Genomic DNA, 18129 nt, shown 5'->3' on the forward strand with positions numbered 1-18129 from the left:
AACATCCCGGAGACAAGAGTGAACAGCGGCGAAGGAACAGGCGATGGAAGCGGCGGCGCCCTGAAGGCCCTGCTGCCGGGAGACGCCGGGGCGCGCCTACAATCGCTGCGGCTGGTCGGCGGCCGGGCGATCCTCGTGCTTGACGCCGCCGGGCTTGGCTCGTTGGCCCGCGAAAGGCTGGAGGTCGAAATCAAAGGCGCGCTGTCGGGCGCCGCGGGCGTTTCCGAAGTGCATGTGGCGATGATGGCGGACAAGGCCGAGCCTGTGCCCGCGCCGCGTAAAGGCCCGCGTATCATCGCGGTCGGCTCGGGCAAGGGCGGTGTCGGCAAGTCGACGCTGGCCGCCAATCTGGCCGTTGCGCTGGCGCGTTCGGGGCGAAAAGTCGGCCTTGTCGACGCGGACATCTACGGGCCCTCGCAGGCCCGCCTTCTGGGAACCGAAGGCACCCGCGCAGTGGCGCATCAGGGCAAGCTGGTGCCGGTGCAGAGCCCTTGCGGCGTGCCGGTGCTGTCGATGGCGCATCTCACGCCGCCGGGGCAGGCCATCGCCTGGCGCGGGCCCAAGATCGCGGGCGCTCTGATCCAGCTGGTCGAGGCGCATTGGGACAGCGCGGAGCTGCTTGTCATCGATCTGCCGCCCGGCACCGGCGATGTGCAGCTCACCATGCTCCAGCGCTTCAAGCCGGCGGGCGCGGTGATCGTCTCCACCCCGCAGGACCTCGCGCTGATGGACGCGGCGCGCGCCGCCGAACTGTTCACCAAGGGCGGCGTGCCGGTGATCGGCGTGGTCGAGAACATGGCCGGATACGCCTGTCCCCACTGCGGCGAGGTCAGCGATCCGTTCGGTTCCGGCGGCGCGGAAGACGCGGCCCGAGAGATGAACGTCCCGTTCCTGGGCCGCATTCCGCTGCACATCGCGATCCGCCGCGAGGGCGATGCAGGCACGCCCACGGCTGCCGGCGAAGGCCCGCAGGCCGAAGCCTTCGCCGCGCTCGCGCAGGCGGTGGGCGAATGGCTGGACACGGCGCCCTGATGGCGGTCACCCGGCGCGGCATTCTTGTCGGAGCGCTGGCCGGCGGCGGCCTTGCGCTCGGCTACATGCTGCGTCCGCGCAGCTACCCCTTCCCGCTGGAACCGGGCGACGGCGAGTTCGCCTTCGACGCCTGGATCAAGATCGGCAGCGACGGTGTCGTTACCGTGGCGGTGCCGCAAGTCGAGATGGGGCAGGGCATCACCACGCTGATCCCGCAAGTGGTCGCCCACGAACTGGGCGCGGACTGGCGGCAGGTTGCGGTGGAGCCCGCGCCGGTCAGCGCGCTTTACGCCAATCTCGCGCTGGCGGCGAAATGGGCGCCGCTGTGGATGCCGCTGGCTCCCTCTCTGGCCGACCAGCCGGAAGACCTGTTGACCCGCAGATGGGCGCAGGACCGATTGTTCAACGTCACCGCCGACGGCACTGAACTGGCCGCCTACGAAGGCCCGGCCCGCGCCGCCGCAGCCTCGGCGCGGGCGATGCTGATGCAGGCGGCGGCCACTCGCTGGAACGTTTCCTGGGAGGAATGCGAGGCAGCGAACGGCTTCGTCACTCATGAAGGAAAGCGCCTGCCCTTCGGCCCGCTGGCCGAGGAAGCCGCCGCGTTTTCGCCGCCGTCCCCCCCGCCGCTACGCGCCGAAGCCATGGCAGAGCGGCCGGGCGAGTTTCCCCCCGGCGCCCCGCTGCGCTATCCTCGCCTCGACCTGCCCGCAAAAGTCGACGGTTCGTTGACCTTCGCAGGCGATGTGCGTCTGCCGGGCATGGTCCATGCGGCGATCGCCCATGCACCGATCGGTTTGAACACGTCGATCTCCGGGCTCGACGAAGCAGCCGTCAAGGGCATGCGCGGGTATCTCGGCATCGTGCGCGGCATGACGAATGGCGGAGCCTGGGTCGCAGCAGTGGCGACCGACGGCTGGACCGCGCAGGCCGCCCTGACCCGCATGGCGCCGCGCTTCAAGGTGGCCGCCGGGGCCGATTCCAACCTTGTGGACGCGGCGATGGACGAGGCCATGCACACGGCCGATGCCGCGACGATCCACACACAGGGCGACCGCGAAAGCCTGCGCGGCGGCCTGCCGCTCCAGCTGCGCTACGAAGTCGCCCCAGCCCTTCACATCGCGATCGAGACCGCCGCCGCCGCCGCGCATTTCAGCGAAGGTCGCCTTGAACTCTGGGCGGGCACGCAGGCCCCCCAGGCCGCCCGCGAAGCGGCTGCCCGCGCCATTGGCATCGATGCCCGCGACGTCGTTCTTTATCCGATGGCGATCGGGGGCAGTTTCGACCGCCGGCTGGAAAACGAGCCCGCAGTGGAAGCGGCCGTGATCGCCAAGGCCATCGGCAAACCGGTACAGCTCGCCTGGACCCGCCGCGAGGAATTCCGCGCCGGGCTTCCCCGCGCGCCGGTAGCAGCAGTGATGGGCGCGCGGGTGGACGCCGAAGGGTCCATCGCTGGCTGGCGCGTCCGCATCGCCGTTCCTGCGACTGCCCGCGAATTCGGCCGCCGCCTGCTGGATGGCGACACGCCCTTCGCCGCCCTCGACGCGGTCGCCGGCAAGGCGGACCCGATGGCGGTTGAAGGCGCGGTGCCTCCTTACGATATCCCCAACCTCGTGGTCGACCATGTCCCGGTGAAGATCGGGCTGCCCACGGCCCGGATGCGCGGCAATGCCCACGCGTGGACGGCTTTCTTCAACGAGAGCTTCGTCGACGAACTCGCCCATAAGGCAGGCCGGGAACCGCTGTCGTACCGTATGGCGATGCTGGGCAAGGACACGCGCCTTGCGGAATGTCTCCAGCGCGTCGCGGCGCTGTCGCAGTGGGGCGGCGGCGGCGATGCGAGCGGTCAGGGCATTGCCTGCCATGTAATGGGAGAGGGGCGCATCGCCGTTGTCGCCAGCGCCCGGCGCGATGAAAACGGCGTGCGCGTGGACCGCCTGAGCGTGGTCGCCGACATCGGCCGGATCGTCAATTTCGACATCGCCCGCCAGCAGATCGAGGGCGGCCTCGTCTTCGGCCTCGGGCTCGCGCTGGGCTGCTCCGTCCGTTATGAGGGCGGCCGCCCCGACAGCGAAAGCCTTGGCGCGATGGGGCTTCCCACGCTGGCGGATTGCCCTGCGATCGAGGTCGAGTTCATCGATAGCAAGGCGCCGCCTGCCGATCCCGGCGAACTGGGCGTGGCTGCTGTCGCCCCGGCAGTCGCCAACGCGCTTTATTCGGCGACGGGCCTGCGCCTGCGCCGCCTGCCTTTCTTTGGCGAGGACCTGTGATGACCCCTGTTTGCCCTCCCGCCGACCACCCGCAAATCGCAACCGGCAAGATCGGCGTGCTGCTGGTCAATCTGGGTACGCCCGATGCGCCGACCCCGGCTGCCGTGCGCCGTTATCTCGCCGAATTTCTTTCCGACCGGCGCGTGGTGGAGATTCCGGCTATTGCCTGGAAGCCGATCCTGCACGGGATCATCCTGCGCACTCGCCCGGCCAAGTCCGCCCACGCCTATGCCCAGGTCTGGACCGAGCAGGGATCTCCGCTGGCCGCGATCACCGCCGCGCAGGCCCGGGCACTTCAGGTTCTGCTGGGAGACGGTGTGAAGGTGGACTGGGCGATGCGTTACGGCAATCCCTCGATCCCTTCACGCCTGCAGGCGATGAAAGACGCCGGGTACGACCGTATCCTGGTTGCCCCTCTCTATCCTCAATATTCGGGGGCGACGACGGCGTCGGTGATGGACCGGCTGGGGGAAGCGATGGGCAAGATGCGGTGGCAGCCCGCGCTGCGCACCCTGCCGCCTTACTACGACGACCCGGCCTATATCGGCGCGCTGGAGGAGGATGTGGCGGCGCAGGTAGCCGCGCTGGATTTCGTGCCCGAAGTTCTGTTGGTTTCGTTTCACGGGATGCCGCAGCGCACGCTCGAACTGGGCGATCCCTATCACTGCCACTGCCGCAAGACCGCGCGTCTGCTGGCGCAGCGCCTTGCCGTCAGGTTGCCCGGCCTGCGGGTGGAAACCAGCTTCCAGTCGCGCTTCGGCCGCGCCAAGTGGCTGGAACCCGCCACTGAAGCGACGCTGGAAAGCCTGGCCAGATCCGGCACGCACCGCATTGCTATCACGGCGCCGGGCTTTTCCGCAGACTGCGTGGAAACGCTGGAGGAACTGGCCATTCGCGGCCGCGAAGTGTTTGAGGCAGCGGGTGGGACACGTCTTGCCGTCCTGCCCTGCCTCAACGACGGCACCAACGGCATGGCTATGCTCGAGACGCTTGTTCGCCGCGAACTGGCGGGCTGGTGGGGTTGAACTTGCAGGATTTTAACGGCTGCGAGGCGTTGACCTGACTTCATTCTGTTCCAACAATGTTCCGCTATGGAAACGGAGTGGGAAGCGATGCGCGACATGGATATCATCCAGCCGGACTTCGCCTATGGCGCAGCCCCGGGCGCGGCGCGTAGCGGGGCGGGCGATATCCCCGTTCGCTTGTCGATCTATGCCGATCGCTCTCATCTGCGCGCTACCTTGCGGGAAGATGCCAGCGCCGCTGGCCTGACAGTCGCGGCGGCGGGCGCGCTGGCTGATCTTGCCGAAGATGCGGACAGGTCACTGGGCGATGTCGTGCTGGTGGATTGCCCGCAGGTCGATGCCGCATCGCTTGCGGCGCTGGCGCGGCTGGACCTGCGAGCCGGGCAGGGCGGACCGCGCCTGATCGTCTCGACCAGCGTCGATGCGCTTGAGGACGTCTTTGCCTGCATGGACCAGTCGCATCCGGTGCTGCTCGTCGATCCTGACCGCGCCGAACGCGTCATCGCCCTGGGGCAGGTGCTGGCGAGTTTTCCTTCTGGCCGGCTACGCGAACTGTCCGAGGACGACCGGCTCATGCTGCTGCGCCTGACCGAACAGGTCGGCCAGATCGCCGGCCGCATAGACCGGCTTGACCCTCGCGGAAGCACTGCTGCTGCGGCGGGCAACGCCATTGCGGAAAGGCCGTACCCTCCGGGCGCCGCGCCGCGCGGAAAAGCGCAGGTTCCCGACGCGAAGATGGTGCGCCGGATCATCCGCCAGCGTCAGCTTCGCGCCCGCTTCTTCGACGGCGACCTTTTCGCCGATCCTGCCTGGGACATGCTGCTCGATCTCACCGCCTCGCGGATCGAGGGTAAGCAGGTGTCGGTCACTTCGCTATGCATCGCCGCTGCCGTTCCGCCCACGACCGCACTGCGCTGGATTGGCCAGATGGTCGATGCGGGCCTCTTTGCGCGCGTAAGCGACGCAGGCGACCGCCGCCGCGCTTTCATCGCACTCAGCGACAAGGCCGACGCAGCCATGGCCAACTACTTCGCCGAAATCGTCATGACCGCGCCTGTTCCGGTGTAGAACCGGTGCAAGGCCATCCGCTGCACCGACATCAGATCGTCGTATGCCGCGCGTCCCCAGCACCTGCCTTTGCCATCGAAATGGCTACAGGATTCGCGTGAATGCGATCTGTGGACGGGTGTCGGCTGTTGGTGGGGGCCTCAAGCAGCACCATATGCAGAGCGCCTGAGACGAATTCGATCCAGCCGATGAATTGCCAGCGAGGCAAGGCCGATAAAATGTCAATTTGCAAAATCGAACATTTTTGCAAACAAGCTGCAAAAGTTGGAGGCCCGAGCCGGAATCGAACCGGCGTGCGAGGATTTGCAGTCCTCTACGTCACCACTCCGCCATCGGGCCATCCGTGTGGAGGAGTGCGCGCCTAGCAACCGATCCGAGGGAGCGCAATGGAATTCGCGTACTTTCGCTGCAAATTGCTGTGGGTTTGCGGCAGAGGGCATGAATGGGACAGGCGGTGCCCTGCCGGGAAGCAGGACGGAAGGCCCCGTCGGGGCAGGAACAAGAGCGGCGCCTGATGCTTCCTGTATGGAACGGACGGAGGCTATGCTTGCGGTCCGATTGCTTGATTTTCGTTCGAGAAAGGCGCGCGCATGATCCTCGGAGCTGTTCTGGCCGGCGGGCTTTCCAGCCGTTTTGGTAGCGACAAGGCGCTTGCGGAACTGAATGGGCATACGCTGATCGCACTGGCAGTCCATGCATTGTCGGGTTGGTGCGAGCATGTCGTCGTGGTCGGGCGCGAGACGGCTCCGGCGCCGACATTGCCGGATTGGCCGCGACCCGGGATGGGGCCGCTAGGCGGGCTGGCGGCGGCGCTGCACCACGCACTCGACGAGGGATATGAGGCGGTGCTGACCTGCGGTGTCGACGCAGCGCTCCTGCCAGATGATCTTCCGGAGTTGCTGGGGTCCGCGCCTGCTTTCCTGGCGGCGCAGCCCGTGATCGGACTGTGGCCGGTATCGGCAGTCCCCCAGTTGGAAGCGCTGCTGCAAAGCGACGAGCGCCATTCGATGTACGGATTTGCGGATCGCGTCGGTGCGCGCCGGGTGGAGACGGCCCTGCCAATCCCCAATATTAACACGCCGGGCGATCTTTCGGCCCTAACGAAGCGTGTAAGTCCCTGAATTCCGGTTGCCGGATACGTTCACCCGGCGGTGCGACCCGGAGGGGCTGTGGGCAGCTTTAGCCCAGTTTAGGCGGTCATTTGGACGCTCGTTGCCGAAGTCCCATGCGAAGAGAAGGCGGTCCCGGAAGCGCTGCGGCGTTCGGTCGGCGGAACCAGGCAGTAACCGCCTGCTGCGGCCGTGGTGATGATTCCGGACATGCCGACGAAGCCGAGCTTGCGGCGCAGGCGCGACATGTGGACGGCGATGCTGTTCGTCTCGGGCACGAAGCCCATGCGCCATACGTCGTGGATCAGTTCCTGTTTGCTGACCGGCTCTCCCGGAGAGTCCGCCAGTCGCCAGATCAATGCGAATTCGCGGGGGTTGAGGTTCAGCGCCTTGCCGTTGCCGAAAGCTTCACGTGCGAGCAGGTCGAGTTCGAGCGGGCCAAGCTGGCGATGGCGGGGCAGCCAGCGGGTCAACTCCGCGAGGCGGCTGGCCCTTGCCTCGAATTCACCAAGTTCGATCGTGTCGGTAACGGCTTCACCAAAGCCAGCCTGAAACAGTCTGGCGCGTTCATGTGCCGTAGTCGCGCCAAGAACCAGAGTGAAGCGCCGTACTTCATCCGGGAAGGTCAGGACCTGTTGCCAGTCGGCGCTGTCGAGCCTGCCGGCGTGAGCGACCCCAATGCATTCACTGGACGCGGCGCCCGTTTCGTCCAGCGCCCATCCGCAATGCCTCAGGTCGAAAAGGTGGGGTATCCGTCCGGAGCCCAACCATCGAAAACTGTAAGGTGTGTCATCCCGTCTAAGTCGATTTGCCATGTGCCCCCCATCTGCTGGCTTTCCAATGCGATAGGGGGCAAGAATGACGTGAATCAGGGGCTAGGAACAACACGTAGAATCTTACAGGCTTACCTACGTATTAACCCCAGTTAATGGCTGAAAAGTAGGATTATATTCGGCGCTCGTCTTACGATGAAGGCGTGTTCACACCCATCGACACGAGATATCGCTTCACGTTTCGGGCTGCCTGACGCAGGCGCTGCTCGTTTTCGACCATGGCGATTCTCACGAAGCCTTCGCCGTCCTCGCCGTAACCGACGCCGGGGGCGACAGCGACTTCGGCATGGATCAGGAGCTGCTTGGAAAACTCCAGGCTGCCCATTTCCTTCAGAGCTGGCGGCAGGGGCGCCCAAGCGAACATCGAGGCCTTGGGCGGAGGAATATCCCAGCCGGCGCGGCCAAATGCTTCGACCATCACATCGCGGCGCTTCTGATAGAGCAAGCGGTTACGCTCGACGATATCCTGCGGGCCGTTCAGCGCCGCGCAGGCGGCCGCCTGGATCGGGGTGAAGGCGCCGTAGTCGAGGTAAGACTTCACGCGGGTCAGCGCCGCGATCAGCTTCGGGTTGCCCACCGCGAAGCCGATGCGCCAGCCGGCCATCGAGTAGGTCTTGCTGAGCGAGGTGAATTCCACCGCTACATCCTTGGCGCCGGGCACCTCGAGGATCGAGCGAGTTGGATTACCGTCGTAGTAAAGCTCGGAGTAGGCGAGGTCGGACAGGATCCAGACCTTGTTCTCCTTGGCCCAGGCGACGAGGCGCTCATAAAAGGCCAGGTCGACCGTCTCGGCGGTGGGGTTCGACGGATAGTTGACGATCAGGATCGACGGACGCGGCACCGTGAAGGCCATCGCGCGGTCGAGCGAGCGCCAGTAGTTCTCATCCGGCGTGGTCGGCACCGAGCGGATCGTGGCGCCGGCGATGATGAAGCCGAACGTGTGGATCGGGTAGCTGGGATTGGGGGCCAGCACCACGTCGCCGGGCGCGGTGATCGCGGTGGCGAGGCTGGCGAGGCCTTCCTTCGAACCCATCGTGACGACGACTTCGCTTTCGGGGTCCAGTTCCACGTTGAAGCGGTTGGCGTAGTAGTTCGCCTGGGCGCGGCGCAGGCCAGGGATGCCCTTGGACTGCGAATAGCCGTGCGCGTCGGGTTTCTGTGCCACTTCGCACAGCTTGTCGAGGACGTGCTGGGGCGGCGGCAGGTCCGGATTGCCCATGCCGAGGTCGATGATGTCCTTACCGGCCTGGCGGGCTGCGTGCCTCATCGCGTTCACTTCGGCGATGACGTAGGGCGGCAGTCGCTTGATGCGGTAGAACTCGTCTTCCATGACCTCGGATATCCATATGCGTCGCGGCAGAATGGCCGCGCGGTTCCTGTAGGGGATTTGGTCGTTCGCGCAAATGGGCGATCTTGAAAGATCATTACACATTTCTGCGGCCGGAAGGGTGATAACGGGACTCGACAGGAATCGCCCATGCGGCCAAACCGTTGGCCCACCACAACTGCGTATTATCTGGAGAGAGAGCGGCCATGGCTACCACGACGGCTTCCGGTCCGACGGCTTCCGGCACCGGCCCCGCGGCTTCCGGCACCGGAGAGTTGCTGGGCGACGTCATGCGCAGCCAGGCGCAGGGTCTTACCACGATCCTGGGTCAGATGATTCCCGCAGAAGGCACGCCAGGCGCTGAGGCTACCGTGCATTGGGCCGAGATCGCCGGGCGCATGCACTCGATCTGGACCGAATTCCAGGTCGAACAGCTGAACAAGGCGTCCGACAAGGCGCCGCACTTTGCCAACCCGGCGCGTTGGATCGGCACGGCGGAGGCGGTGTTCCGCCAGCTTCCCTTCACTAACCCGGACGTCCAGCACAAGCTCTGGAACGAGGGGCTGAACCTCGTCAATACGGTGTTCGGGCAGTACGGCCTGGATGCGCAGGCCCAAAAGCAGGCCGGGGGGCAGGCAGGCGATGCAACGGCCGAGGAACTCGATCTTCCGCGCAAGGACCGGCGCTTTGCCGATCCCGAATGGCGACGCCAGCCGTTCTTTGCGTTCCTCCATCAGGCCTACCTGATGATGAGCGAGCAGATGCTGGGCATGGCCGATGCGGTTGAGGGGATGGAGCCGGGCCGCAAGGCGCAGCTGCAGTTCGCCACGCGTACCATGGTCGATGCGCTCAGCCCGGCGAACTTCCCGCTGACCAACCCGGTGGCGCTGAGCAAGGCGGCGGAAACCCGAGGCGAAAGCCTGGTGCGCGGTTTCGAGAACCTGCTCGACGACATGCGCAAGGGCCAGCTCACCCACACCCGCCCCGGCGCATTCGTGCTGGGCGAGAATATCGCTGTGACGCCGGGCAAGGTGGTGTTCGAAACGCCGCTGTATCAGCTGATCCAGTACACGCCGGCCACCGAAAAGGTGCTCAAGACCCCGCTGCTGGTATTCCCGCCGTGGATCAACCGCTTCTACATCCTCGATCTCAACGCCAAGAAGAGCTTCGTGCGCTGGGCTGTGGAGCAGGGGATCACCGTATTCATGGTCTCGTGGAAGTCGGCGGACGCCTCAATGGCGGACATTCTGTGGGACGATTATATCGCCGCCCAGATCGAGGCGATCGATACGGTGCGAGAGCGCCTGAACGTCCCGTCCGTTCACACCATTGGCTACTGCGTGGCAGGCACCACGCTGGCCGCGACGCTGGCGGTGCTGGCGCGCAAGGGCGAGGCGGACAAGGTCGCGAGCAGCACCTTCTTCACCGCACAGGTCGATTTCGAGGATGCCGGCGACCTCAAGAACTTCATCAACGACCAGCAGATCGAGACGGTCGGGCGCCTCTCGCCCGAGGGTTATCTCGACGGGCGCTATCTGGCGGCCAGCTTCAACATCCTGCGCGGCAACGACCTGATCTGGAGCTACGTCGAGAAGAACTACCTCAAGGGCGAGGAGTATCCCGCCTTTGACCTGCTTCACTGGAACAGCGACGTCACCAACCTGCCGGCGCGCTGGCACCGCGACTATCTGCGCGATCTCTACCGCGACAATCGCCTGGCGGTGGCCGATTCGCTTTCTGCCTGCGGGGTGCCGATCGACCTTCACCGCATCACAACTCCGATCTACATCCAGGCCGGGCGCGACGATCATATCGCGCCGCCGGTCAGCGTCTGGAAGCTGACTCGCTATCTTGCCGGGGACTGGACATTCCTGCTGGCCGGATCGGGCCACATCGCCGGGGTCGTCAATCCGCCGTCCTCGGGCAAGTACCAATACTGGACCAACGATGCCTCTCCAGAAAGCCTGGACGAGTTCGTTGCAGGTGCGAGCGAACATCCCGGTAGCTGGTGGCCGCATTGGGCGGAGTGGCTGCGTGCGCGCGATGATGAAGAAGTTCCCGCACGCGGCAAACGCAAACCCGGCGGGCGCGGCGACCGTGTCATCGAAGATGCGCCCGGTCGTTATGTAGCGGGGCGCTGATTACCTCCGAATTACCACCGATCCTGCTGTAATTTAATTGGTAGTCTTGGTCGGAAAGGCCTTGGCTGACACATTGTTGTAATCGGTGACTGGCTTAAATCCTGGGGCCTGCTCGAAAAGCGGGAAATGCTGCAATGCAACATTTTGTTGCAACGCAACATAGGGCTGTTGACTTCGCGCCTGCAAAAACTTATTTTGCACCGCAGCAACGATGAAAACGACTCGTTCGTTGCTTCGGTGCTGGGCGCAGGCTCGGCTGATGTGCAAGTTTTCACCTAAGGCTGGATTATAAACATGGCCGACCATGAAGACCCCAAGGACAAGGCCCCGGCTGTAACGGCTCCCAAGGCCGTGCCAGCGGGCAATGTTATCGCAGCGAATGTTGCCAAGGCTCCGGCAATCGCCAAGCCTGCCGAGGTCAAGCCTGCCGAGGTCAAGCCGACCGAAAGCAAGCCGGCCGAAGCCAAGCCGGTTCAGGCGAAGCCCGTTGAAGCCGTGTCGGCTCCCGCCGCCAAGGCTCCCGAGCCGGCCCCGGCCAAGCCGGCCGCGCCCGTCAAGGTTCCTGCTCCGGTCAAGGCTGCGGCTGAGCCCGTGGCTAAGGCCGCCGAGGTCAAGGCTCCCGCCGTGATGGCGAAGCCCGGCCCGAAACCCAAACTCAAGACCGCGCCGGTCGCCCAGGCCAAGCCTGCCGCGAAGCCCGAGCCGGTCGAAAAAGTTGTTCCGGCGAAGGTCGCTCCGACCCCGCCGATCAGCAAGGTTGCCAAGGACGTGAAGGCTCCGGTTGCGGTGGTCACGATCCCGAAGGCGGCCACTCCCAAGGCGGCACCAAAGACCGCACCTACAACCAAGCCCGTCTTCGCAGGACTATTTACCAACTTCATGCTCGAGGAAACGAATATGGACATGAGCACTAACTTCGCCGGCCTTCAGGACGCGATGACCGAAGCCCAGGCCAAGGCCAAGGCAGCCTTCGAAAAGAGCACCAGCGTGCTTGGCGAAGTCACCGAATTCACCAAGGGCAATGTCGAAGCATGCGTCGCTTCCGGCAAAATCCTGGCTGAAGGCGTTCAGGGCATTGGTTCGGAACTGGTGGCCGAAGGCCGCACCGCTTTCGAAACCATGACCGGCGACATCAAGGAACTGGCTGCTGCCAAGTCGCCGACCGACTTCTTCAAGATCCAGGGCGACATGGTCCGCAAGAACTTCGACAGCGCCGTGGCGTACAGCTCGAAGAACAGCGAAGCCATGCTCAAGCTGTTCAGCGACTCGTTCGCGCCCCTCTCGGGCCGCATGAGCATCGCCATGGAAAAGGCGCGTTCGGTCTCGATCTGAGCCGAACGGGTTGCTCAGACGGTCGGATGAAGCGATTCTTCCGACCGTCTGAGCGCCAATTCAGAGAATATGGGCCGGGGCATCTTGTTATCGGGTGCCCCGGTACGATATTCTGGCCATCATGATTCCCCCTATCGCCGAATCCGACCTCCTGCTTTCCCTTGGCGTGTCCGCGTTGACCGTGGCTGCGAGGGATGATGACGATTCCGCTGGCGGCGGTGGTCCCGGTGACAATGATCCCGGCGGCGCAGGCGACGATCAACAGATCGGCGTTGCGACCAAGGCCCGCGCCAAGCCGAAGAAGCCCAGCCAGTTCAAAGTGCTGATGCTCAATGACGACTACACCCCGATGGAATTCGTGGTGATGTGTCTCAAGCGCTTCTTCAACATGGACCTTGAGCAGGCCACGCGCGTCATGCTTCATGTCCACCAGAAGGGCGTGGGTGTATGCGGTATCTTTCCTTATGAAATCGCGGAAACCAAGGTGAACCAGGTGATGGACTTCGCCCGGCAGAACCAGCACCCGCTCCAGTGCACGCTGGAAAAAGCCTGAGCTTTTCGCCGCCTTGGGTCAGAGCTTCGGCTTTTCGTGCCTTACGCGCTGAAATTCAGCGTTTTCCCGCTTCACACGCAGAAACAATGCGTTGCCATCCACGTTGTAAACCTCGCCTGGCGGCACGCTTGCAGTGCTGTTCGACAGCGTGATCCCGCATCGCCCGATCGCAATGCGACAAATCGCTTTGCCCTCAGGGCTGCGAACCGTTAAGGGCCGAGGAGGGACGTTCAGTGACGCCGGTCGGGAAGTGCTCTAGTTGAAGTTCATTACCGCCATCGACCGGTATATCCTGCGCCTCGTGCTGATGCCGATGCTGGGTATCTTCGTGCTCGCCGCATCGCTGCTTGTCATGGACAAGATGCTGCGGTTGTTCGATTTCGTCGCGACAGAGGGCGGGCCGATCGGCGTCGTCTTCAAGATGCTGGCGAACATGCTGCCGGAATATGCCAGCCTCGCGATCCCGCTGGGGCTGATGCTGGGCATTCTGCTTGCCTTCCGCAAACTGGCGACCAGCAGCGAACTCGATGTCATGCGCGCGGTGGGCCTCAGCTACACCCGCATGCTGCGTGTGCCCTATATCATCACTCTGGTGCTCATCGTCGCTAACTTCGCCATCGTCGGCTACCTTCAGCCGCTGTCGCGCTACTATTACGAAGAGCTAAATTACGAGCTTAAGTCGGGTGCGCTTGGCGCCTCGATCAAGGTTGGCGAATTCACGGCGCTGAAAGACCGCATCGCCCTGCGTATCGACGAGAGCCAGGACAACGGGCAGCGCCTGATGGGCATCTTCGCGCGCGTGGCCAACCAGAAGGGCCAGGTCATGTCGATCTCCGCGCGCGAGGGGCGCTTTCTCGCGCTCAAGGATCAGCCCGATACGATTATCCTGCGGCTGCAGCAGGGCCAGATCATCCAGGACATGCCGGGACAGATGCCGCGAGTCCTTTCCTTCACCCGTCACGACCTGCCGATCGAACTTCCTGCAATCGAGAACTTTCGCCAGCGCGGCGGTCAGGAGCGCGAATATCTTCTGCCTGAATTGTTGAAGCTGGGCTGGAACAAGAGTGCTTCGCCAGAGGAGCGCGCCTCCAGCCAGGCGAATTTCAGTTACCGCATGGTCGAAGTCGTGATGATGCTGCTGTTGCCGCTCCTCGCGGTGGCGCTGGCGATCCCGCCCAAGCGCTCGACATCGGCGCTTGGCCTGTTCGTGTCGATCGTGATGGTAGTGGCCTATCACAAGGTCAACCAGTACGCGAACGACGTTGCCTCGCTCGGCAAGATCAACCCGATTCTCGGATTGTGGGGGCCGTTCCTGGTCTTCGCGCTGATGATCCTGTGGATGTACTGGCGGATCGCCTATGTGCCCGGCGGCCAGCCGCTCGGCTGGCTTGAAACCGCGTCGGACAAGGTGCTGAAGCGCGTGAAGTCGCTGCTGCGCCGGACACGGCGCGGCCCGATCCTGCCCACTCCGGCGGACCAGACCTGACATGCAGCTTGAATTCTTTCCGTCGCGCACGCTGACGTTCTATCTGGCGCGGCTGTTCATCACCCGGATTTTCGCAGTCCTAGTCATGCTGGTGCTGGTGCTCCAGGTGCTCGACCTCTTGGGCGAGAGCGGAGATATCCTGGCGCATCAGGGTAACGGGCAAATGCAGTTGCTGTATTACGTGACCCTGCGCGCGCCGCAGTTGGTTGCGCGGTTCCTGCCCTACTCGGTGCTGCTGGCCACGATCATCACGCTGGCCACGCTCAACCAGAACAGCGAAGTCATTTCGATGAAGGCGGCAGGGCTGTCGGCGCATCAGGTCCTGGCGCCGCTGATCCTGACCGCACTGGTGATCGCCGGCTTCAGTTTTGCCTTCAACGAGCGTGTAGTGACGCGCGCGACCGCGACGCTCGCTGCCTGGGCCGCGGTGGACTATGGCCCGATCCCGAAGGCGACCGGGCCGAAAGCGAACCTCTACCTTGCCGACGGGCGCGACCTGCTGCTGGCACAGTCGCTGACCGGTGAGGGCAATGCGCTGACCCTGAACGGCGTCACCTTCTATCGCCGCGACGCCAACGATATGATCGTCGAGCAGCTGCGCGCCGATCGGGCTACCTTCATGAACCCTGGGTGGAAGCTGGATCGCCCCGTCAGGTTCGATGTGGCCAACACCACCACCAGCCGCCTTGCCTTCGCGACGGTGGCGCCGGGGATCACGCCGGCCAAGATCTATATTTCCAAGGTTGATGCGGACGCGCAGGACATCTTTACGCTCGCCGGCTCGATCAACGCCGTCCACGAAGCGGGGCGGCGTACGACCGACCTCGATGCGGCCTGGTGGCACAAGCTGTCGGGGCCGTTGTCATCGGCGCTGATGCCGCTGCTGGGCGCAGTGGCCGCGTTCGGCCTTGCGCGATCGGGGGCGCTGCTGATCCGTGCAGTGATCGGGATGTCGCTAGGGTTCGCTTACTTCGTGTTCGACAACGCGGCGCTGGCGATGGGCAATTTCGGGGGCTACCCGCCGTTCATCGCTGCCTGGGCGCCTTTCCTGCTCTTCGCGCTGATCGGCGAGACGGTGCTGATCCGCACCGAGGAATAGAGTTTCACCCCTTCTCCGATCCGGGGAAGGGGCTTTTCGCCTGGCGCAGAAGGTCCGGGCATCTCCTCTTACGCTGAGACTACCCGCTTACCTGGCCGCCATCGTACTGCGCGCCAACCGTGCCAGCAGCGGGGTCAGGCCCGGGTAGCTCGCTTTGCGATAGGTCGACGCTTCACCCAGATGTGCACTGATGCGGCGGTGAGCTTCGGCCAGCGAGTGATAGGGCATCGAGGGCAGCAGGTGGTGCAGCGCATGATAGCGCAGGCCGACCGGAGCCCAGAGCCAGGAAATCAGCGCTGGCGGCGGTACGTTTACCGAGTCGAGATACTGCGCCGTGACCGTCATCGCCTCGCCATCGTTCTCCCAGAGGTGCGCAACCAGCGTACGGACCTGGTTGAGAAAAGCCGTCAGCGACACCACGCAGAGCGCGATCACCAGCGGGCGCCAGCCCCAGGCAAAGCTGGCAGCCAGGACGGACAGCGCCCATGTCGAGCAGCCCAGTTCCTGCCAGAAAACCATGCGCGCAAACTCGCCTTCCGGCTTACGGCGGCGGTACTGCGGGTTGATGGCCAGAGCCGAGGCGCGGCCCCAGACCTGAGTGCGCAATGGCGGAATCAGGGCGCCCAGCGGCACCAGCAGGGCCGAACGGACCAGAAGTGCCGGAGGCAGCAGTATCGCGGTGAGGGCGAATACCGGCAGACTCCACGGCTTCATAAGCGCCAGCGGCAGGTATTCCGGGTCTTCGAGCGTGCCGTAGCGGGTACGGGCATGGTGCTGGGTGTGAACGCCCTCGTACATGAACGAGGGGATCAGCATGGGCACGCCGACCAGCAGGTTCCAGGTAAAGCGGAAGCCGGGCAGAGCGTCCTTGTGGATGTGGGTCAGTTCGTGAATGAACAGCAGCGCTCGGTAAAGCGCCAGCGCCGAAAGCAGCCCTAGCAGCACCGCGATCAGGGGATTCCCCACCAGAATTGCACCTGCCAGCGCGCCGTAACCCACGGCCGTGCTCGCCAGCATGTCGGTCCAGTAGATGCCGGGACGCGCGGCGGCGATGTCGCGCGTCAGTTCGACAGCGGCGCGCAGCATCTCCTTGTCGTCCGGCATTTGCGAATGCCACGTGGAAGACGGCGCGGAATCGCGCGCGCTGGTCGTGGTCGGGTCGATCGCTTTCTGGACATTCATCGTCAAAGAGTTCCAAAGGCATCCGGGCAAAGATGTGCCTCGGACGGGGTTTGCCGTGTATTGCCGCACACGTCGGCCAGGTAGTGGGCTTGACAATGTGCCGCTTGGCGCAGCACGTCGCGCTCACACATTTCCCTAAGCCGAAACAAAGGCAGCATCGTGGCCATGGCCGAACTAGTGATCACTCCCGTCTCCAGCAAGGCCGATCGCGCCGCTTTCGTCGATGTCGCCTATCGGCTCAATGCGGCAGATCAAAACTGGGTGCCCAATTTGCGCTCGGAAGAGATTTCCAAGTTCACGCCGGGCAAGAATCCTTTTTTCGAGCATGCCAAGGTTCAGCTTTTCCTGGCTCGCCGCGATGGCAAGATTGTCGGCCGTATATCGGCGCATATCGATGAACTGGCGCTGAAACAGCCGGTAGAGCAGGGCATGGGCCCCGGGACCGGCAACTGGGGCGCGATCGAGGCGGATAGCGAGGATACCGCGCGCGCGCTGATCGCCGCTGCCGAGGAATGGCTGCGCGTGCAGGGCATGACGCGCGTCATCGCGCCGATGAACCTCTCCGTCTGGGAGGAGCCGGGCATCCAGGTCGCGGGCCACGATCACCCGCCGATGGTGATGATGGCGCACCACAATGCAGCCTATCAGGGCTGGATCGAGCGCGCCGGCTATGGCCTGGTGAAGACGCTGCGCACTTTCGATCTGGACGTGCGGAAGGAATTTCCGCCGTTGATCCAGCGCATCGTTTCCTCCGGCGAGAAGAACGCGCGCATTCGCATCCGCGAGGTGGAGCTTAAACAGTTCGACCGCGATGCCGCGATCATCTGCGAGATTCTCAACGACGCCTGGTCGGACAACTGGGGTTTCGTCCCCTTCACGCCCGAAGAGATCGCCTATACCGGCAAGGCGCTCAAGCCGCTGGTTCATCCCGCGCTGATCCACATCGCCGAATATGACGGCGAGCCGGTGGCGTTCATGATGACCCTGCCGGACCTCAATGGTATCCAGATGCAGGTGAACAAGCGCAGCGGAAAGCCGTCGATCCTGGGGCTGATCAAGCTGCTGTTGTGGCTGCGCAAGCCCAAGCCTGCCGATATGCGCGTGCCGCTGATGGGGGTCCGCAAGAGCCTGCAGTCATCGCGCCTTGCCAGTCAGCTGGCCTTCATGATGATCGAATACATCCGGCGTGCCGCAATCGCGAATTTCGGTACCAAGCGCGCCGAGATCGGTTGGGTGCTGGAGGATAACCAGGGCATGGTCGCGATCGCCGACGCCATCAGCAGCAAGGTCAACCGGGAATACGCGGTTTACGACAAGGTGCTTTAAGCCCGATTTGGAATAGGCCAGATATGCCCGCGTAATCGCGCGAGGTGCCCGGCAAGAGGCAAGTAGTTGCAACTAAATCGTTTCGCGCGATGGCAATGCCAGTTCTCAGGCCGACAGGCATGCGACAGGGCGCCAAAAAACAAGGCATAACGCGAGCGTCTGCCCTATTGCATTGCAGCATAAATTCTCCGATGAGGGCTACGTGCTATTCCCGATTACATCGAAGTTTGGTTTGTTACGATTTCAGTGAATTGCCTAAGATATTGCACCTAAATGTTAGGCAACTTTACAGCGGTTCAAATAAGGGAGGCTTCGATGAAGTCTCCCGATTTTGTGTAACTTCGTC

The 18129-nt window shown here is 63.9% G+C and carries 15 protein-coding genes and 1 tRNA gene; 11 read left to right on the plus strand and 5 right to left on the minus strand.

Translation table 11 applies throughout. The features are described from left to right. Window positions 1–240: 240 nt before the first annotated feature. From TQ38_RS03525 to TQ38_RS03540, 4 genes are all read left to right on the plus strand, one after another. Window positions 241–1032, plus strand: coding sequence for a P-loop NTPase (locus TQ38_RS03525; protein WP_205316092.1), 792 nt, complete (start codon window positions 241–243; stop codon window positions 1030–1032). Further along, window positions 1032–3302 carry a molybdopterin cofactor-binding domain-containing protein gene (locus tag TQ38_RS03530; RefSeq protein ID WP_043972329.1) on the plus strand — a complete coding sequence of 757 codons (2271 nt, stop codon included), beginning with the start codon at window positions 1032–1034 and terminating at the stop codon, window positions 3300–3302. The genes TQ38_RS03525 and TQ38_RS03530 overlap by 1 nt, the downstream gene beginning before the upstream one ends. Further along, on the plus strand, window positions 3302–4327 hold the full coding sequence (gene hemH, locus TQ38_RS03535) for a ferrochelatase (RefSeq protein WP_043972327.1): 1026 nt from the start codon (window positions 3302–3304) through the stop codon (window positions 4325–4327). The genes TQ38_RS03530 and hemH overlap by 1 nt, the downstream gene beginning before the upstream one ends. An 87-nt stretch (window positions 4328–4414) precedes the next feature. Continuing rightward, window positions 4415–5395 carry a hypothetical protein gene (locus tag TQ38_RS03540; RefSeq protein WP_043972324.1) on the plus strand — a complete coding sequence of 327 codons (981 nt, stop codon included), beginning with the start codon at window positions 4415–4417 and terminating at the stop codon, window positions 5393–5395. Between the two features lie 265 nt (window positions 5396–5660). On the opposite strand, the gene TQ38_RS03545 is transcribed toward TQ38_RS03540, so the two are convergent. Next, window positions 5661–5734: transfer RNA gene (locus TQ38_RS03545), tRNA-Cys, on the minus strand. A 251-nt stretch (window positions 5735–5985) separates the two neighbouring features. Here TQ38_RS03545 and TQ38_RS03550 point away from each other — a divergent pair. After that, window positions 5986–6516: a molybdenum cofactor guanylyltransferase gene (locus TQ38_RS03550; RefSeq protein ID WP_043972321.1), complete on the plus strand. Its 531-nt coding sequence runs from the start codon at window positions 5986–5988 to the stop codon at window positions 6514–6516. A 68-nt stretch (window positions 6517–6584) separates the two neighbouring features. Here the strand turns inward: TQ38_RS03550 and TQ38_RS03555 are convergent, their stop codons facing one another. Next, entirely contained in the window at window positions 6585–7319 is a 735-nt protein-coding gene (locus tag TQ38_RS03555) for a response regulator transcription factor (RefSeq protein ID WP_043972317.1), read from the minus strand. 148 nt (window positions 7320–7467) lie between these two features. After that, window positions 7468–8667, minus strand: coding sequence for an LL-diaminopimelate aminotransferase (locus TQ38_RS03560; protein WP_043972314.1), 1200 nt, complete (start codon window positions 8665–8667; stop codon window positions 7468–7470). Between the two features lie 287 nt (window positions 8668–8954). Between TQ38_RS03560 and TQ38_RS03565 the strand changes: the two genes are divergently transcribed. Then, the gene (locus TQ38_RS03565; RefSeq protein ID WP_043973357.1) at window positions 8955–10805 is read left to right on the plus strand and encodes an alpha/beta hydrolase; all 1851 of its coding nucleotides are present in this window, start codon (window positions 8955–8957) and stop codon (window positions 10803–10805) included. A gap of 33 nt (window positions 10806–10838) precedes the next feature. On the opposite strand, the gene TQ38_RS29880 is transcribed toward TQ38_RS03565, so the two are convergent. Beyond that, window positions 10839–11111, minus strand: a complete 273-nt coding sequence (locus TQ38_RS29880; RefSeq protein ID WP_162792201.1) for a hypothetical protein — start codon at window positions 11109–11111, stop codon at window positions 10839–10841. On the opposite strand from TQ38_RS29880, the gene TQ38_RS03570 reads away from it, so the two are divergent. From TQ38_RS03570 to lptG, 4 genes are all read left to right on the plus strand, one after another. Continuing rightward, entirely contained in the window at window positions 11100–12137 is a 1038-nt protein-coding gene (locus TQ38_RS03570) for a phasin family protein (protein WP_043972311.1), read from the plus strand. The two genes, TQ38_RS29880 and TQ38_RS03570, sit on opposite strands and share 12 nt — an antisense overlap. A gap of 121 nt (window positions 12138–12258) precedes the next feature. Continuing rightward, a complete protein-coding gene (gene clpS, locus TQ38_RS03575; RefSeq protein WP_205316067.1) occupies window positions 12259–12690 on the plus strand; it encodes an ATP-dependent Clp protease adapter ClpS in 432 nt (143 codons plus the stop codon). 259 nt (window positions 12691–12949) lie between these two features. Continuing rightward, complete coding sequence (gene lptF / locus TQ38_RS03580; protein WP_043972309.1) at window positions 12950–14176, plus strand: LPS export ABC transporter permease LptF; 1227 nt, start codon at window positions 12950–12952, stop codon at window positions 14174–14176. A gap of 1 nt (window position 14177) precedes the next feature. Further along, on the plus strand, window positions 14178–15275 hold the full coding sequence (gene lptG / locus TQ38_RS03585; protein ID WP_043972307.1) for an LPS export ABC transporter permease LptG: 1098 nt from the start codon (window positions 14178–14180) through the stop codon (window positions 15273–15275). An 87-nt stretch (window positions 15276–15362) separates the two neighbouring features. On the opposite strand, the gene TQ38_RS03590 is transcribed toward lptG, so the two are convergent. Beyond that, entirely contained in the window at window positions 15363–16457 is a 1095-nt protein-coding gene (locus TQ38_RS03590) for a fatty acid desaturase (protein ID WP_082057566.1), read from the minus strand. Between the two features lie 165 nt (window positions 16458–16622). On the opposite strand from TQ38_RS03590, the gene TQ38_RS03595 reads away from it, so the two are divergent. Then, window positions 16623–17783, plus strand: a complete 1161-nt coding sequence (locus TQ38_RS03595) for an N-acetyltransferase (RefSeq protein WP_205316068.1) — start codon at window positions 16623–16625, stop codon at window positions 17781–17783. The last annotated feature ends 346 nt before the right edge of the window (window positions 17784–18129 follow it).

Source organism: Novosphingobium sp. P6W (genome assembly GCF_000876675.2).
Taxonomy (GTDB): domain Bacteria; phylum Pseudomonadota; class Alphaproteobacteria; order Sphingomonadales; family Sphingomonadaceae; genus Novosphingobium.

What these genes read in the sequence shown, in the direction of transcription:
- TQ38_RS03530 (WP_043972329.1), top strand. Translation starts at nt 1,032, where the DNA reads ATGGCGGTCACCCGGCGCGGCATTCTTGTCGGAGCGCTGGCCGGCGGC.
- TQ38_RS03540 (WP_043972324.1), top strand. Translation starts at nt 4,415, where the DNA reads ATGCGCGACATGGATATCATCCAGCCGGACTTCGCCTATGGCGCAGCC.
- hemH (WP_043972327.1), top strand. Translation starts at nt 3,302, where the DNA reads ATGACCCCTGTTTGCCCTCCCGCCGACCACCCGCAAATCGCAACCGGC.
- clpS (WP_205316067.1), top strand. Translation starts at nt 12,259, where the DNA reads ATGATTCCCCCTATCGCCGAATCCGACCTCCTGCTTTCCCTTGGCGTG.
- lptG (WP_043972307.1), top strand. Translation starts at nt 14,178, where the DNA reads ATGCAGCTTGAATTCTTTCCGTCGCGCACGCTGACGTTCTATCTGGCG.
- TQ38_RS03595 (WP_205316068.1), top strand. Translation starts at nt 16,623, where the DNA reads ATGGCCGAACTAGTGATCACTCCCGTCTCCAGCAAGGCCGATCGCGCC.
- TQ38_RS03555 (WP_043972317.1), bottom strand. Translation starts at nt 7,319, where the DNA reads ATGGCAAATCGACTTAGACGGGATGACACACCTTACAGTTTTCGATGG.
- TQ38_RS29880 (WP_162792201.1), bottom strand. Translation starts at nt 11,111, where the DNA reads ATGGTCGGCCATGTTTATAATCCAGCCTTAGGTGAAAACTTGCACATC.
- TQ38_RS03570 (WP_043972311.1), top strand. Translation starts at nt 11,100, where the DNA reads ATGGCCGACCATGAAGACCCCAAGGACAAGGCCCCGGCTGTAACGGCT.
- TQ38_RS03525 (WP_205316092.1), top strand. Translation starts at nt 241, where the DNA reads ATGATGGCGGACAAGGCCGAGCCTGTGCCCGCGCCGCGTAAAGGCCCG.
- TQ38_RS03590 (WP_082057566.1), bottom strand. Translation starts at nt 16,457, where the DNA reads ATGAATGTCCAGAAAGCGATCGACCCGACCACGACCAGCGCGCGCGAT.
- TQ38_RS03550 (WP_043972321.1), top strand. Translation starts at nt 5,986, where the DNA reads ATGATCCTCGGAGCTGTTCTGGCCGGCGGGCTTTCCAGCCGTTTTGGT.
- TQ38_RS03560 (WP_043972314.1), bottom strand. Translation starts at nt 8,667, where the DNA reads ATGGAAGACGAGTTCTACCGCATCAAGCGACTGCCGCCCTACGTCATC.
- TQ38_RS03565 (WP_043973357.1), top strand. Translation starts at nt 8,955, where the DNA reads ATGCGCAGCCAGGCGCAGGGTCTTACCACGATCCTGGGTCAGATGATT.